Below are 15,702 nucleotides of genomic sequence, written 5' to 3'. Positions count from 1 at the left end.
CCGTCATGACCGCCGCTCCGGAGCCGCACTGGCTCAGCAGCCCGGAGATGGCCGCCTGGCTCAATCTGACCCAGCTGCTGATGCTGCTGCCGAGCGCGCTCGACCGGCAGCTGCGCGACGACGCCGGCATCCCGCACGCGTACTACCAGATTCTCGCCACGCTCAGCGGCGCGCCGGGCCGGGCGATGCGGATGACCGACCTGGCCCGCCTGGTCGGCACCACCACCAGCCGGCTGTCACACGCGGTGGCCAGCCTGGAGCAGCGCGGCTGGATGACCCGGCGGGCCTGCGCCTTCGACAAGCGGGGGCAGATCGCCACGCTCACCGACGAGGGCATGGCGGTGCTGGCCGCGGCGGCGCCCGGCCACGTGGCCGAGGTCCGCCGCCTGATCTTCGATCACCTCTCGGAGGCCGAGATCGACCAGCTCCGCGCGATCACCGGCAAGATCCTCCCCGCGGTCACCGCCTGATCCGCCGGGCCGCCGGGTGGTCAGCCGTCCTGGCCGGTCGTGCCGCGGACGACCGGGTGGACCTGGAACTCGGCACAGCCGCCCGACCAGCCGAGCTTGACCGACGAACTCTGTTTCGGCGGGCTGACCCGCAGGGTGGTGACCGCCGTGCAGGCGGTGCCGTCCGCGTTGGCGTTCAGCGCCTCGATCACGGCGGACGCGGTGTCGCCCTTCTCCAGCAGATAGGGCGAGGGCTCGGAGCCGTCGCTCAGGCCGCCGCCGTACCCGCTCGGGGTCTTGCCGGCGGTGGCACCGGCGCCGGTGACGACCGTCGGGTAGCCCTCGATCCAGCACCGCGGCCCGGTGTTGCGGAAGTGCACCGGCGCGATGCTGTGCCCGGCCGCGCCCTCCGCCTCGTCGATGGTGATCTTCAGGTTGGCGGTGGCGCAGGCCGGCGCGTCCGGGTCGCCCGCGTCACCGGACAGGCCATCCCCGTCACCGGGGTCACTGGTCGGCGTCTTGGCCGGGCGAGCGGTCTTCGTCCTGGTCGCGGCCGGTGCGCCGGCGTGCGGCGAGGAGGCCGTGGCCGCCTTCGGGGAGGCCGCGGCCGCTTGCGGGGAGGTCACGGCCCCCGGAGCCGCCACGGTGTCCTGCTTGCAGGCGGTCAGCGCGAGCAACGCGGCAGCGGCGACAGCCGGGACGGCAAGAGCGGGACGCCAGTTCATCGTGATTCCTCGAGTCTGAAATGGATCAGCAGGACCACAACGAACACTAGAGACGCCTTGGGAGCGCTTCCATCCCGTCTTCGTGCCACTGACGGCTAAGGCACGAGCAGCGCCGGCACCATCCGGATCGTCCGCCGGTACGCCGTCGCGCACAGCACCCCGAGCACCCCGATCACCAGCCAGCCCAGCGTCAGCGCGATCCCCGGCCCGGCCGCGCCGCCGTGCGCGGTGAGCGCCCGCACCGCGATCACCGGCCCGTACGTCGGCAGGTAGCTCGCGACGGTGGCGAGCGTCGCCGGCACCCCGGACACCACGACGGTGGCCAGCGCGATCACCGGCACCACCACCCCGAGCAGCCGCCCGGTCCCGCCGAACCCGACCACCAGCGCCCGCACCACCAGCGCGAACACCACGGCGATCAGCGCGTCCACGCCCAGCAGGGCGAGCAGCCGCCACGGCCCGAGACGCAGGAACACCTCGGCGGCAGCGGTCACCACGAGAGCCTGGCCCAGGGCGTACCCGAAAAGGGGTTTGGCATCGAGCATCACCAGGCGCCAGGTCGGGCCGCGCCAGGTGAGCGGATCACCGCCCCGCTGCGGCAGGAGCAGCGCGCCCAGCCAGAGCACCAGGGCCACGATCGGCCCGGCCACGAGTCCGCCCAGGTCGTCGAAGCCGTGCCCGGTCGCGGCGATCGGGCTGGCAGCGACCGCCCGCAGGTGTTCCCGGTCGGCCGCCGAATAGCTGGGTACCTGCGCGCTGCCGTCGTCCAGGGCACCCGCCAGGTCGGAGGCGCCACCGGCGAGCCGGGTGGACCCGTCGGCGAGCCGGCGACCGGCGGTGCCGGCGCGGCGTACCCCGGAAGTCAGGTGATCGGCGCCGGAGGCGGCGTCCCTCGCACCGGCCGCGAGTTGATCGGCTCCCCCGGTCAGCCGCCGCGCGCCGTCGCGGAGCGCGGCCGCCCCGTGCGCCGCCTCGCCGGCCCCGGCCCGCAGCTCGCCGGCGCCGTCCGCGAGTTGCCCGGCCGCCCGGTGCACCGACACCGCACCGGTCGCGGCCTGCTTGATCCCGCCGGCCAGCTGCGGGGTCTGGTCGGCCAGCCGGTCGGCGCCGTCGGCGACCCGCTGGGCGCCGTCGGCCAGATCGGTGATCCCGTCGCGGACCTCGACCACCCTGTCGCGCACCCCGGCCTTGGCCGTCTCCGCGTCGCCGCTGGCGTCGACGAGCTTGTCGGCGATCTCGCGCAGCCGCGCGCACGCGTCGGCCGGTGTCTGACACTGATCGGCCAGCTCGCGGGCCTGCCGGGCGGCCGAGGTCAGGTCGGGCAGCCGGTCGATACCGGTCACCACCTCGTTGGCGATGGGGACCACCGTGTCCGCGAGCCGCTGGTTGCCGTCGGCCACCCGCTGCGCGCCGTCGGCCAGCTCGCGGGTCTGCGCGGGCAGCGCGGCGGTCCGCTTCCGCAGCGTGCTCAGGCCACCGGCCAGCTGGTTCGTGCCGTCTTCCAGCCGGCCGGCGCCGGTGGCCAGGCGGGACGCCCCGGTGGCGAGTTTCCCGGTGCCGGTGGCCAGCGTGGCGGCGCCGTCGCGAAGTCGCTCGGTGCCACCGGCCAGCGTGGACGCTCCGGCGCTGAGCCGGTCCGTGCCGTCGGCCAGCGCGCCGCTGCCGGTGGCGAGCTGTCCGAGCCCGACCACCAGCTGATGGTTGCCGTCGGCGACCTGTCGCGCGCCGTCGGACACCCGGCCGGCGCCGTCCGCGGCGTCGCCGAGCTGGTCGTGCATCCGGTTGAAGCCGAGGTAGACGTTGTCGAGATAGGTCTCGACAACCGTCTGGTTGAGGGTGGCGACCGCGGCGTCGGTCAAGGTCCGGCTGATCACCGGATCGACCCCGTTCGAGGTACGCGAGGAGGTCACGTCCACCTGGGCCCGTTCCGCCGTCGCCGGCGCGGCGTTCCCGGTGGAGATCGCCGCGCGGGAGAAGTTGGCCGGGATGGTGACCGCGACCCGGTACTTGCCGGAGTCCAGCCCGGCCGCGGCGTCGGCCGCACCGGTGAGCACCCAGGTGTAGTTGTCGCCGGTGTGCGCGACCAGCTTGGCGGCCAGCTCGCGGCCCAGCGGGATGGTCTGCCCGTCCCGCTCGACCGGCTGGTCACCGTTGACGATGGCGGCGGTCACCGTGTCCAGCCGGGCGGCCGGGTCGTGGAAGGCCGCCAGCAGCGCGCCCGCCGCGAGCAGCGGCACGAGCAGCACCCCGATCCAGGTCTTTTTCACGCGGACACCTTGAAACTCGTCGGGATGGCGGGGTCGTGATCAATGCCGGTCACCAGCACCGTGCTGCCACGGTCGGCGGCGTCCCGCAGGCCGGCCAGCACGGCGGCCCGGTCGGGCACCCGGTCGAAGCCCTCGATCAGCAGCAGTGGCGGCGCCTCGGCGGCGGCCGCCAGGATCGCGGCGGCCTCCGGGCGGCGGATCAGGACGACTTCGTCGCGCACCTCGGCGGCGCGCTGCGGCAGGACCCGGCCGAGCGTCTTCATCCGGCCCGGCACCTCGGTCACCCGGCCGCCGACGGTGAGCAGGAAGGCACTCGTCGATCGCGGGTCGCCCACCACGTTGACGAGCTCGCCGGGCCCGATGCGCACCTGGTCGGTGGTGATCACGTCGGTGCTGCCCGGCTCCGGCCAGTCGGCCAGGGCCAGCTCCCGGGTGACGCCCTCGCCCTCCACGTCGAAGGACGGCAGCATCCGGTCCAGCCGCGCCGGCAGCCACCAGGCACGCGCGCCGAGCAGCGCCAGCACCGCCGGGACCAGCGTCATCCGGACCAGGAACGCGTCCACGAAGACCCCGACGGCCAGGCTCAACGCGATCGGCTTGACAGTCGCGGCGCCCTCCGGGACGAACGCGGCGAAGACCGCGAACATGATCGCGGCGGCGGCCACCACGACCGGCGCGGAGGCCCGGAACCCGGCGTCGATCGCGTGCCGGGCGTCGCCGGTGTGCACGTACTCCTCGCGGATCCGGGAGACCAGGAAGACCTCGTAGTCCATCGCGAGTCCGAACAGGACGCCCATCAGGATGATCGGCAGGAAACTGATCACGCTGCCGGTGTGCGCCACGTTCAGCGGGCCGGCCAGCCAGCCGCGCTGGAAGACCAGCGCGGTCACCCCGAACGCGGCGCCGACCGAGAGCAGGTAACCGACGGTCGCCTTGATCGGCACGGCGATCGACCGGAACACCATGGTGAGCAGCACCAGGGACAACCCGACGACCAGGATGCCGAACGGCACCAGCGCTCCACCGAGCCGTGCCGACACGTCGACGCCGACCGCGGTGATCCCGGTGACGGCGGTGTGCACGCCATACTCGGCGAGGAAGTGCGGTTCCAGCGCGCGCAGCCGGGCGACCAGCTCGGCGGTGTCCGGCGAGTCCGGCGCGCTGGCCGGGACCACCTGCACGATGCCGATCTCGGCGCGCGGGTTGGGCGTGGCGATCGGCACCAGCGCGACGCCGGGCACCTTGGCGATCTCCGCGCCCAGCCGGTTCATCAGGCCGACCGGGTCGTGCGAGGCGATGATGTCCGCGGTGACCAGCAGCGGCCCGTTGTGACCCGGCCCGAACTCCGCGGTGATCGCGTCGTAGGTCCGCCGCGCCGCGCTGCCCGGCACCTCGCTCGCCCCGTCCGGCAGCGCCAGCCGCAGCTCGGCCGCCGGCAGGGCCAGCACCCCGAGCCCGATCAGCAGCGTCACGATGGTGATCACCGGCCGCCGGGTCACCGCCGTCACCCAGCGCGCGTAGATCCCGATCCGCCGCTGACGCGGCTTCTTGCGGGCCTTCGGCCGCAGACGATCGCCGGCCAGCGCGAGGAGCGCCGGCATCAGGGTGACCGCGATGAGTACGGCGATCGCCACCGCCATCGCCGCGCAGAGCCCCATCGTGGTGAGGAACGGAATGTCCGCCACCACCAGCCCGACCAGGGCGATCACCACGGTCAGTCCGGCGAAGACCACCGCCGAGCCGGCCGTCGCGGTGGCCCGGGCGATCGAGTCGGCGACCGGCAGGCCGGCCCGGAGCTGGTCGCGGTGCCGGGACAGGATGAACAGCGCGTAGTCGATGCCGACCGCGAGGCCGAGCATCGTTGCCAGGGTGACAGCGGTGGACGGGACGGTGACCACGCGGGTGGCGCCGTAGAGCAGGCCGACCGAGAGCCCGACCCCGAGGATCGCGGTGAGCAGCGGCAGCCCGGCGGCGACCATCGAGCCGAACGTGATCAGCAGGACCATCATGGCCACGACCAGGCCGAGGCCTTCGACCGGGCTGGGCTTCGGCACCCGGTCGGCATAGGCGTCGCCGCCGACCAGGACCTCTTTTCCGGTACGGCGATGGAGCTCCGCCCCGATCTCGTCGATCGCCGCCTTCGTCTCCGGCTTGACGTCCATGAACGCCACGTCGAAATGGACGGTGACGATCGCCGCGTGGCCGGTGCGGTTGCCCTTGAACCGCTTGTCGAACGGCGAGATCACCGTGATCACCTGGTCGACCCGTTCGGCGTCCCGGACCGCGTCGGTGATCGCCGGCTGAACCGTCGCCGGGTCGACCCCGGTGATCACCAGCTGCGCCGAGGAGCCGCTGACCTCGGGGAAGACCCGGTTGAGCGTGTCCAGGGCCCGCTGGGACTCGGAGCCGGGGATGGTGAAGGCGTCGTCGGTGCCACGCGCGACCAGTAGTCCGCCGCCGGCCAGCACCAGCAGGGCGAGCAGCCAGGCGATCAGGGTGCGGCCACGGTGGCGGACGACGGAGACGGCCAGACGGTGAAGTGCGGACGACACGGGGAGCCCCTAACCTGCACAGTTGCGTGCAGGTTAGCGGCACTGCTCAGTCGTGTGCAACTTTCAGGTTTCGGGCCTGCTCCACGGCTTTCTCGGCGGCCCCGGGACCGAGTCCGGCGGCGATCAGCACGGCGACCGCGACACCGGTGCCGTCGTCGGACCAGACCCCCTCGTTCACCGCCTGGATCATCGACAGGGTCATCCCCTGCAGCGCCAGGGTGAGCACCCCGGGCGGCAGGTGGGTGGCGAACCGGCCGCTGGCCCGGCCGCGGACCAGCAGTTCCACACCACGCGCCCGGATCGGGGCGAGCAGCTCGTGCAGCCGCGACGCGCCACCGAGATCGGCCTCCGCCAGGGTCATCAGCAGGCGGTACTCGGCGCCCACGGTCCAGACGGTGAGGGCGAAGTCGGCGAGGGCGACCTCCGGTTCCAGCCCGGACCGGTCGGTGCCGCCGAGCGCGGCGAGCAGGTGCGCGGAGACCTTGTCGGAGAGGCCGTCGAGCAGCGCGTCCCGGGTCGGGAAGTGCGCGTAGACGGTCCGCCGGACCACTCCGGCGGCCTGGGCCAGGTCGTCCATGCTGGCCGCCGGGTTGCGGGAGAGCAGTTCCTGAGCGGCCCGCAGGATCCGGTCCCGGTTCGCCTCGGCGTCACGGCGTTTCGCTGGCATGTCGCACACAGTAATGCCGCTACCGGATCAACCGTTCCACCACTGGCGCCGCACATTTCGGTGAGCCGCTTCACGCGTACGTCGAAATGGGGTAACCGGCCCGGGGGATTCCGTGCGCGAACCGCATCGCGGATCGTGGGGTTGTCACCGTAGGTGACCATCGGCTCAACACCGTGGATCCGTGCCGGGGAGCCCTCATGCACAATCGACCGCTTTCCCGACTCCTGGCGCTGACCGCGGCGCTCGTCGTCACGCTGACGGTGCTGGTCGCCGCCGGCCCGCCACCGACCGCCGCGGCCGCCCCGCCGCCCCGGGTGTTCCGTGACCTGGCCTACGCCCCCGCGCGGCCAGCCGGCACCCGCGGCCACCTGATCGACCTCTACCTCCCGGCGGAATCGGTCAGTACCCCGCGCCCGCTGCTGATCGTGATGGGCGGCAGCGGCTGGCTCGCCGACGACGGCAAGGGTTACGCCCCGGCGCTGGTCCCCTACTTCACCGCGCACGGTTTCGCGGTTGCCGGGGTGTCCACCCGATCCAGCCGGCAAGCTCTCTTCCCGGCCCAGGTGGACGACGTGCAGGCGGCGATCCGCTGGTTGCGCGCCCACGCCGGCCGGTACGAGTTCGATCCGGACCGAATCGCCGTGCTGGGCGACTCCTCGGGCGGCTGGACCGCGCTGATGGCCGGCTTCACCGGCACCGGCGTGCGCGCCGTGGTGGACCTCTACGCCCCGATCGACTTCGGTCAGCTGGACGCGCACATGCTGCCCGGCGCCTGCGCCTCCTTCAACCGGGCGTTCCACCTGGACGCCTGCCACGCCTCGACCCTCTCCCCGGAGTCCTCCCTGCTGGGCTGTCCGATCCTGACCTGCCCGGACCGGGTCGCCGCGGCCAACCCGATCGCCCGCCTGACGACGGCGGCACCACCGGTCCTGATCATCCACGGGACGGACGACGGCCTGGTGCCGCTGCAGCAGAGCGAGCTGTTGTTCGACGCGCTCGCGGCGGCGGGGGTGCCCAGCACGTTTTACGTGGTGCCGGGGGTCGGCCACAACCGGGACATCGTCTCGCCGGCGCACCCACCGGCGGTGGTCCGGCAGGCCGGGCCGGCCCTGACGCCGGCCGCGCCTCATCCCAGCAATGCGGTGATCGAGGCTTTCGTGCGGGCGGCGCTGGCCCGGCCCGTGGCGGTCAGCGCTCACTGACCATGGTGCCCCCGGCAGGAATCGAACCTGCGACCTGCGGTTTAGGAAACCGTTGCTCTATCCCCTGAGCTACGAGGGCGCGAGTGCTCATGCTACCTGACCAGCAGTGACCACCAGCACCCGATAACACCCACCGCTGACCAGCAGCGTCGTGGCCGGGACGTTCCGGCCGTCGGACCACACACGGAGCAGCCTGATCACCGCGCGGCGGATCCAATGACAGTCCGTGCGCGCCGCTGACCGCTGTTGCGCACGGGTGACCAAGCGTCGTCGAGCAGTCTCAGAGCAGACCGGGCGACGGCGTCGGCGGTTGCGAGGTGCCTCCTTCGCGGAACGCGGCGATATCGGCCCGCAGCTCGTCATCGTCAACTTCATCTACGTCGATCGTGCCGACCAAGACACGCAGGCGAGCCGACTCGCCGGGATGGGCAGCCCAGTAGTCCGCCGGGACGCGGTTCATGACGGCGTTCAGTAAGTCGCCCGGGTAGTAGTCACCCTCGGTCAACGGATCGCGCTCAAGGATGTCCAGTGCTCGCGGAACCAACACCGGGACACCTTCCCGCTGGCCGAGCAGCACTCGAAGGTCCTCGACCTCGAGCAAGCCGATCGGTTTGCGGCGCAGTTCATGAATCGTGGCGACGAGCTTGGTGGCGTCGGCCGGCGCATCGCCCCAGGCGTCACCTTCGATCTCTTCGAGGGACTGCTCTCGTACGTCGGTCATGGCATCTCCCTCTCAGTTGGTGACCCGCGGTACGAACTGCTCGGAGTGATCCAGCAGTCGGCTGGCCTCGCCCAGTTCATCCTGTGCGGCGGAGCGCTGCTCTTCGGGCAGGCGAGCGTCGCCGACTTCGCGTTTCAACTGCCGAATTCGGTTGATCAGGCCGCGTTGGGCATTGCGGACCTCGTCGACATGGTCCCACGGCGTGCCGTCCGACTTGCGGGCCACCACTTCCCCATCAAGTTCCCGCCGCGCGCCGTCAAGATCCTTCTCGGTGAGGTGCTCTTTCAACCGGTCGGTCTTGCGGGGAACGCTTCGTGGTGGTTGGCTGCCTTGCACCGGCGAGACCGCGTCGTCACTTGCGGCATGCTGCATCAGCGATGCCCCGGCCGCCGTCGTCATGGTGGCGCCTGCGGCCAGGCCTGCGGCCGAAACGACGTTGAGCGGAACTCCGGCGACGGCGCCTGCGCCGGTCGCGTCGAGTGCCACGCCGAGTCCTTCGCCTCCGGAACTCAGGAGCATCAGCCCGATGCCGGCTGCCGCCGTCGCCACCTCGCCCGGATGGTGGATCACCGCGTTACCCATCGAGGCCAGCATGTTGACCACGTCGGCACCGACGTCCTTCAGGAGGTCTCCTGCCTCATCGAGCCAGGATGACTTCTGGGGTGCTGCGGCCGCCTCGTTGTTCAGGAAGCTTGCCGCTTGGCTGCCAGCGCCACTCACCTGCTCTCGCGCGTAGTTGAGGACATCTCGCGCAGCTTGTCGCCCCGGCTCGCCGGCATCGACGAACGGCGCGACTCCCTGACCGGGCGCCGCCTGCGCGACTGCCTGGTCGTATTCCTGCTTGGCCTGGCTGGTGCGCCCTTCAGCCTCCTCCCAGAGGCGGATCGCTTCTCCGGCCTGCTTCTGCGCCCACTCCAGGACATCGGCGTAAGTTGACAGCGCATCAGACGCGGTCTGTAGCGAGTTGGCCGCGTCGTACCACTTGTTGGGTTCGTAGCTGAACTTCTCGCGGAAAGCGTCGCCGGACTTGCCGACCCAGGCGCCGGTGTCGATATCGATCAGACCATTACCCGCTGATTCAGCGCCGGCCGCACGGGCCCGAAGGGAACCTACATTGGCACGGACGGTGGCAGGATTGCCCGGAACGAGCTCCGTCGCGCTCTGCGTCTCGCCAAGCTCAGCCACCGGTGACCTGCGTCCCCGGGTCAGCGCGAAGGCTTGCCGCATTGGCATTGTCAACGGCCCGATAGGCCGCCGCCGCTCGCCCGAGGATGTCACTGATCTTCTTTGCGTCCTCGACCAGCAGATCGAGCCCGTCGTTCCAGCGGTCGCAGAAGTGCTTCATCGCCCGGTGAACACTGACGTCCCCGTATGCCTCCGGCCCGGCATAGACATCCTCAAGCCGGCGTTTCTCCTGATCATTGACGCTGCGCGCGATGCCACCGCTGGCCTGTTCCAGTGACTCGATGTCGACATGAAATCCAGGACCGTCCATGGAATTCATCCTGCACGACCGCTGCCACTTGATGCCACCTACGGCCAATGGGCCTACCAACTCGAACTTCCGCTGACCACCGACGGGAAACGCCGCCAGCTGCGGCCGAGCACCGGCTTCGCCGACCGCGACGATGCTCAGGCCGAGATCGACCACGTCCGGCAGTTGCTCGGACTCGCTGGGAAGAACAAGAAGCAGCTGACCGAGATCGCCGACCTCATCCAGAACAGCCGCCGCACCATCGGCGTCCTACCCGGCCTGGAGACCGTCCGGCAGCGGCTGCGCACCGACAGCCCGCTCGCCGGCGTCCCCACTCTCGCCGAATACTTGGCGAGCTGGGTCAAAGACGTCGAAGTCGACGAGAACACCCGCCGGACCTACGCCTGCAACATCACCACGCATCTCATCCCGCACCTCGGCGACGTCGTCCTCGACCAGCTCCGCCCGCACCACATCCACCTCCTCGTCCGCAAGATCAAGGAACGCAACGAGGAACTGCTCGCGAAGAAGAACGATCCCGACCCGGCCGTACGCAAAAGCGTCGCCGGACGCCGCCCCACCGGCGCCGCCACCCGATCCCGGATCCGCGCCACCCTGCGCAAAGCCTTCAACGACGCGCTGCGGCACGGCATCATCGCCGGCGTCCCCAACCCGGCCGCCCTGGTGAAGACCTCGAACCCCAGAGTCCGGCCGATCGTCTGGGAACCCGAACGCGTCGAACGCTGGAAGACCACCGGCGAAGTCCCCGGCCCGGTCATGGTCTGGACCGACGAACTGCTCGCCGACTTCCTCGACTACGCCGCCGAACACGCCCCCGACCTACACCCGATGCTGCACCTCATGGCCTACCGCGGCACCCGCTGCGGCGAAACCTGCGGCCTGCTCGACGCCGAAGTCCGCCTCCGCAAAGCCGAGATCAGCATCATCAACCAGATCGCCATCCACGGCGACGACCGGCTGCACCACAAGAAACCCAAGAGCGAAGCCGGCAACCGCGACGTCATCCTCGACCCCGACACCGTCGCCCTCTTCACCACCTACAAAGCCCAACGCGCGAAATGGCAACTCGCCGCCGGCTCCACCTGGCCCGACACCGGCCTGTTCTTCGTCCACCCCGACGGCCCCGAGCCTGGCACCCCAACTCGGTCTCCCAGCGCTTCCGCCGCCTAATCAAACGCGGCGGCTTCCCACCCATCCGCCTGCACGACCTACGCCACGGCGCCGCCACCATCGCTCTCGAAGCCGGCATCGACATCAAAGTCGTCTCCGAACAACTCGGCCACTCCACCACCACCCTGACCCGCGACACCTACCAAAGCGTCGCCAAGGAGCTCCACCACGAGGCCGCCGGAGCCGTCGCCGAACGCATCAAAGCCAAACGACGAACCGCGGCCTGAGCCGGCCCCCGGCACGCCGAGGCTCCGGCCAAGCGGAGCCTCGGCGAGCAATTAGCCGGGAGCGGTCCCCCACAAGGGGTTCACCTGTCGATGACGGCTCCGGGCCTGACTAGGTTCGGTCGGGTGGCCGGCAATGACGTGGAGTGGGCGATACAGCAGCTGGCTGCCGCCGCCGAATCGCTCACCCTCGACCAGCGGCTGCGAATCGCGGCGCTGCTGGCCCGACCGGTGCAGCCCGAGGCGGGTGCGCCGCCAGCGCCGCGCCAGGCGGACGCGGAATCGCCGGTGCTGACCGTCGAGGAGGCGGCCAAGCTGCTGAGGGTCGGCCGCACGACGGTCTACGACTTGATCAGGAACGGCCGGTTGGCCAGCGTCAGGATGGGGCGGCTGCGGCGCATCCGACACGCCGACCTGGCCGACTACCTCAGCGACCTGGCCGGACGAGCCGGTGAGCTCCCGCGGCCGTGAGGTCGCCGGCCCGCCAGCGCGCGGAATAGCGCTTATGGTGCAACGTCCGATCTTGCGGACGACGTGAGTTAACAGCCGCTCATTTGGGTGGCAACGCCTACCCTGTTCTCGCCGGCTTTGCTTGGCGCGTCACCCATCCTTCCCATCGATACACGCTAGTGCTCATCTGGTTACACCAGGTAGTGTCGCGGCGGGTGGCGTAGAGGCGATGGGGGTCGGTTCTTGCCGGACTGGCGTGACTTTGTGTGTAGCGCACTGGAATTTTGGATCAACGCTGAAGGCGGGCCGAACAGAGTAGGCAGACCGCTTCGGCTCGGCCGAGCGCGCCCAACGGAACCCGGCTGGTACTCAGTAGACCTACGCGGCCTGCGGTTTACTGGCATCGATCAAACTGAGTCGCTTCGGCTGGCCGGCCCAGACGGCCTTGAGGCCGGACCGTCGTACGCAGTTCTTGAGGCTGTGCAGGAAGGCGAGACGGTTCGATTCCGGGTTCCCGAGTTCATCGACCTGCCCGAGCCGCAACTCTGGCAGAGCAAACAGCCGCCCACCCGGCTGCTCGTCAAGCTCAAGGAGGGCATCGCCGGGCTGAAAGAGGCCGGCCTGGCACATGATCTTGCAGCAGGGCGGCTTACTCCGGCGCCCAGCCATCCGCCGCACGTCAGTGACTTCACTCCCGCCCAGGACGCGGCCCTTGCAGCATGTCGCGGGCGCGGAGTCCATCTCGTGTGGGGCCCACCCGGAACCGGGAAAACCCGCGTACTTACCGAGGCGATAGATGCGCTGGTCCGCGACGGCAAAAGGGTCCTGCTCGTCTCCGCGACCAACATCGCCGTGGACAACGCTTTGCTCGGCGCGGTGAAAAGCAAACGACATCGTCAAGGCCACCTGCTCCGGGTCGGCCCACCGCATCATCCCGAAGTTCTCGAACACCCCGAGGTTTGTTTGCCGGTGCTGGTCGAGCGGCGGCTGACGGCGGTCAGTCAGGAACGCGCCGGCATCGAGCAACGCTTGGTGGAGATCCGGAGAGAGCGAGGCGAACTGGCTCGCCTGGAGCGAGAGCTTGATGGCTTCGATCCAGACGCCTATCACAGTGCGAGGCGTGCTGCGGCTGCCGCTGCCGCGGTTCCTCAGCTGGCATCTGACCTGTCGAAGAGCCAGGAGGCTCGTCGTGTCGCGCAGCTCCGGTTAGCGGACGCGACAGCGGCTCACGACGATGCAGAGACTCGGTGGCTTGCTCTCGAGCCGGCTCGCCAGGCCTACTCGGAGATCGACCGTCTCCAGCGAGAGATTGAGGAACTCGTTACGGCCGCTGACGGTCAAGCTGCTCGCTGCCTGCAAGCTAGCCATGCGGCGGACCTGATCGACACCGAAATCTGTGATCTCGTAGGCACTCGTCGTTTTCCGCGGATCCGTGATCGCGGCCGGCTGAAGAAGCTGGCAGCCGACCAGGAACAGGCCGTGGCGCGGGCGCAGGAAGCCACTCTGCGGGCGCGTGAGGCGAAAGATCTAGTAAAGCGCCAACAGCACCGGTTCGAGGTCCGAAAGGAGCAGCTGACGACCACTGCCGGTTGCAGTCGCTCGGACCTCCGGGATGCTCAGACGGCGTTGTTGGAGGCACGTCGGGAATTGGAACGGTCGGCTTCCTTGGTCAAGGAGATCACCGACAGTCGCGACAGTGCCCAGCAGCGTCTCCTCGCCGCAGAGGCCGCATCGCCGACAGACGCACAGCGCGCATTCGTCGCCGACGCAGACCGTCGGAATCTGGTGACTCTCGATGCGCAGATGCGTGTCTTGCGCACCCGGCTCAACGCTTCCGAAGGTGACTGGGGGCGCCTCGAAGCCCAGTACGCCAAGGTGCAGGAGCAATTCACGCGGCTGAGCCGAGATGCTGAAGGCGAAATCATCCGTAGCGCACGCCTGGTCGCGACCACCCTTGCCCGGCTCCGGATTAGTAAACCGCTCATGGACGGACCGTACGACGTCGTGCTGGTCGACGAGGTCGGCGCCGCGAACCTTCCCGAGGTGCTGCTCGCGGTATCTCGCGCGGGCCAGGCAGCCGTTCTCTTCGGCGATTTCATGCAGCTCGGTGCCATCATCGACAACAGAGAGGTCAGCAAGACGGACCGATCTGACGTGCAGAAGTGGCTGATTCCGGACGTATTCATGCATTGCGGGATCACCTCCGCGAACGACGCCGACCGGCATCCCGGCTGCACCATGCTCGATGTGCAGCATCGCTTCGGACCGCAGATCATGGGGCTGGCCAATGCGGTTGCCTACGATGGCCGCCTCAAAGCTGGCAAGTCTGTCCGGCCCCATGTCGAGAGCGACCCGGAGATCTTGCTGGTGAATGTCGACGGTCTTGGGGAGATAGGGCGTGTGCGAAGCGACGGGCCATTCAAGGGCTGGTGGCCCGCCGGCGCACTCCTTGCTCGTGTGCTGGCCGACTTCCACCAAAGCCGCGGGGAGCGAACGGGCATCGTGACGCCGTACGGGCGGCAGGTCGAAGCAACACTCGAAGCGCTCAGAGATCACGAGACTGGGAGTTCCCTTGTCACCGAGGTGGGTACAGCCCACCGTTTCCAGGGGCGCGAGTTCCCGATCGTCATCTTCGACATGGTTGAAGACGAATACGACACCCGCTGGATGGCCGAGGCCAGCCTCACCAAGAACCTCTTCCTGCGGGATGGGATCCGGTTGTTCAACGTGGCAATCACTCGAACCCAACACCGGCTCTACCTGATCGGGAGCTGGAAACGTATCGAGGACGCTGCGGTGGGAACGCCCTTCGGATACATCGCTGAACTCATCCGGACGAAGCGTGCCCGGGTAATCCACGCCAATCATCTGGTCGCTCCGACGTCGACCCCAGACGACGATCTGGCGCACCTTGCGGGATCTTTCACTGGCGAGTTAGCCGAGCTCCTGGCCGAGCATGTCCGTGTCGAGGACATCCACGACGAGCAGACGTTTTTTGATGTCTTCGCTGATCACATTGCCGCTGCACGGCAGTCGATCTGGCTATGGGCGCCTTGGACTACCAACCGGGTCAAGTCCGTCTTGCCGCTGCTGCAAGACGCTGTCGACCGGGGCGTGCGCATCACCCTTTTCGTCCGTGACCCAGGCGACAAGACGCAGGGCGAGCCGAAGCACCAGAAATTCTTGGCCGACCTCCGCGCCGTCCTTCACACCGTCGTCGAGGTCAACGTAATGCACCAGAAGATCGTCGTCATCGACGAACAGATGACGCTGCTAGGAAGCCTAAACGTGTTGTCGCAGAGCTGGACCCGCGAAGTGATGGTGGCGATGCGTGGCGCACACTTCGCTCGCAAGCTCCTCGAGCACGAACACTCCGCCGACTTCTCCCGCCAGCCGCCATGCGGTGCATGCGGAAGTTCTAGAGTGGACCTCCGCCGACGACGCAACGGGAAATGGTACTGGCGGTGCTACGCGGAGACATGCCCGAAGCGGACCCCAAGCGGGCGGGGCGGCTGGACGCAAGACATTGTCCTCGGCTCGAGACCAGCGGCTCGGGGTGCAGCCTCGCCTTAGCGTTCAGGTCAGACGGCCTGAGCTTCACGTAGTTGTTCACAGGCGTACGAATCGCAGACTCGCACGCAAGGTTTCCTTGGCTCCCGGCTCTTGCGGCCTCTCCGGCGGTGTGGGCCAGTTCGCCATGGCCAAGGCGGCATAAGGCGCCAGTAGTCGGGGAGCTCAAAAAACTTGCGGTCGATTTTCACCGGAAGGGTATCCCCTGTT

13 protein-coding genes and 1 tRNA gene are annotated in these 15,702 nt (G+C 69.3%); 6 read left to right on the top strand and 8 right to left on the bottom strand.

Annotation, left to right across the window (positions count from 1 at the left end; all coding sequences use genetic code 11):
• The first annotated feature begins 5 nt into the window (after nt 1-5).
• Nucleotides 6-470, top strand: a complete 465-nt coding sequence (locus Actob_RS02510; protein ID WP_284918351.1) for a MarR family winged helix-turn-helix transcriptional regulator — start codon at nt 6-8, stop codon at nt 468-470.
• 20 nt (nt 471-490) lie between these two features.
• On the opposite strand, the gene Actob_RS02505 is transcribed toward Actob_RS02510, so the two are convergent.
• From Actob_RS02505 to Actob_RS02490, 4 genes are all read right to left on the bottom strand, one after another.
• Nucleotides 491-1,174, bottom strand: coding sequence for a DUF4232 domain-containing protein (locus tag Actob_RS02505; protein WP_284918350.1), 684 nt, complete (start codon nt 1,172-1,174; stop codon nt 491-493).
• A gap of 95 nt (nt 1,175-1,269) precedes the next feature.
• Nucleotides 1,270-3,441, bottom strand: a complete 2,172-nt coding sequence (locus tag Actob_RS02500; RefSeq protein ID WP_284918349.1) for a YhgE/Pip domain-containing protein — start codon at nt 3,439-3,441, stop codon at nt 1,270-1,272.
• On the bottom strand, nt 3,438-5,993 hold the full coding sequence (locus tag Actob_RS02495) for an MMPL family transporter (RefSeq protein ID WP_284918348.1): 2,556 nt from the start codon (nt 5,991-5,993) through the stop codon (nt 3,438-3,440). The genes Actob_RS02500 and Actob_RS02495 overlap by 4 nt, the downstream gene beginning before the upstream one ends.
• Before the next feature lie 46 nt (nt 5,994-6,039).
• Complete coding sequence (locus Actob_RS02490) at nt 6,040-6,660, bottom strand: TetR/AcrR family transcriptional regulator (protein WP_284918347.1); 621 nt, start codon at nt 6,658-6,660, stop codon at nt 6,040-6,042.
• A gap of 197 nt (nt 6,661-6,857) precedes the next feature.
• Here Actob_RS02490 and Actob_RS02485 point away from each other — a divergent pair, with 197 nt between their 5' ends.
• Nucleotides 6,858-7,862: an alpha/beta hydrolase gene (locus Actob_RS02485; protein WP_284918345.1), complete on the top strand. Its 1,005-nt coding sequence runs from the start codon at nt 6,858-6,860 to the stop codon at nt 7,860-7,862.
• A gap of 3 nt (nt 7,863-7,865) precedes the next feature.
• Here the strand turns inward: Actob_RS02485 and Actob_RS02480 are convergent.
• The 4 genes from Actob_RS02480 to Actob_RS02465 form a co-directional block, all read right to left on the bottom strand.
• A tRNA-Arg gene (locus tag Actob_RS02480) sits at nt 7,866-7,941 on the bottom strand.
• 201 nt (nt 7,942-8,142) lie between these two features.
• Nucleotides 8,143-8,583 carry a contact-dependent growth inhibition system immunity protein gene (locus tag Actob_RS02475; RefSeq protein ID WP_284918343.1) on the bottom strand — a complete coding sequence of 147 codons (441 nt, stop codon included), beginning with the start codon at nt 8,581-8,583 and terminating at the stop codon, nt 8,143-8,145.
• Nucleotides 8,584-8,595: 12 nt separating this feature from the next.
• The gene (locus tag Actob_RS02470) at nt 8,596-9,768 is read right to left on the bottom strand and encodes a putative T7SS-secreted protein (RefSeq protein WP_284918342.1); all 1,173 of its coding nucleotides are present in this window, start codon (nt 9,766-9,768) and stop codon (nt 8,596-8,598) included.
• Nucleotides 9,761-10,234, bottom strand: a complete 474-nt coding sequence (locus Actob_RS02465; protein WP_284918341.1) for a WXG100 family type VII secretion target — start codon at nt 10,232-10,234, stop codon at nt 9,761-9,763. The genes Actob_RS02470 and Actob_RS02465 overlap by 8 nt, the downstream gene beginning before the upstream one ends.
• Nucleotides 10,235-10,243: 9 nt before the next feature.
• Between Actob_RS02465 and Actob_RS02460 the strand changes: the two genes are divergently transcribed.
• The 4 genes from Actob_RS02460 to Actob_RS02445 all read left to right on the top strand — a co-directional run bounded on the left by Actob_RS02460 (nt 10,244) and on the right by Actob_RS02445 (nt 15,495).
• Complete coding sequence (locus tag Actob_RS02460; RefSeq protein ID WP_284918340.1) at nt 10,244-11,248, top strand: site-specific integrase; 1,005 nt, start codon at nt 10,244-10,246, stop codon at nt 11,246-11,248.
• The gene (locus Actob_RS02455; RefSeq protein ID WP_284918339.1) at nt 11,137-11,475 is read left to right on the top strand and encodes a tyrosine-type recombinase/integrase; all 339 of its coding nucleotides are present in this window, start codon (nt 11,137-11,139) and stop codon (nt 11,473-11,475) included. Before Actob_RS02460 ends, Actob_RS02455 begins: the two co-directional genes overlap by 112 nt.
• A 123-nt stretch (nt 11,476-11,598) precedes the next feature.
• On the top strand, nt 11,599-11,943 hold the full coding sequence (locus Actob_RS43955) for a helix-turn-helix domain-containing protein (protein ID WP_407653543.1): 345 nt from the start codon (nt 11,599-11,601) through the stop codon (nt 11,941-11,943).
• Between the two features lie 459 nt (nt 11,944-12,402).
• Nucleotides 12,403-15,495 (top strand): AAA domain-containing protein, encoded by a 3,093-nt coding sequence (locus Actob_RS02445; RefSeq protein WP_284918338.1) that lies wholly within the window; start codon nt 12,403-12,405, stop codon nt 15,493-15,495.
• Nucleotides 15,496-15,702: the final 207 nt, after the last annotated feature.

The organism is Actinoplanes oblitus, from assembly GCF_030252345.1.
Taxonomy (GTDB): domain Bacteria; phylum Actinomycetota; class Actinomycetes; order Mycobacteriales; family Micromonosporaceae; genus Actinoplanes; species Actinoplanes oblitus.
Note: the sequence above shows the minus strand (reverse complement) of the source record. Positions and strands in the feature narration are given on the sequence as shown.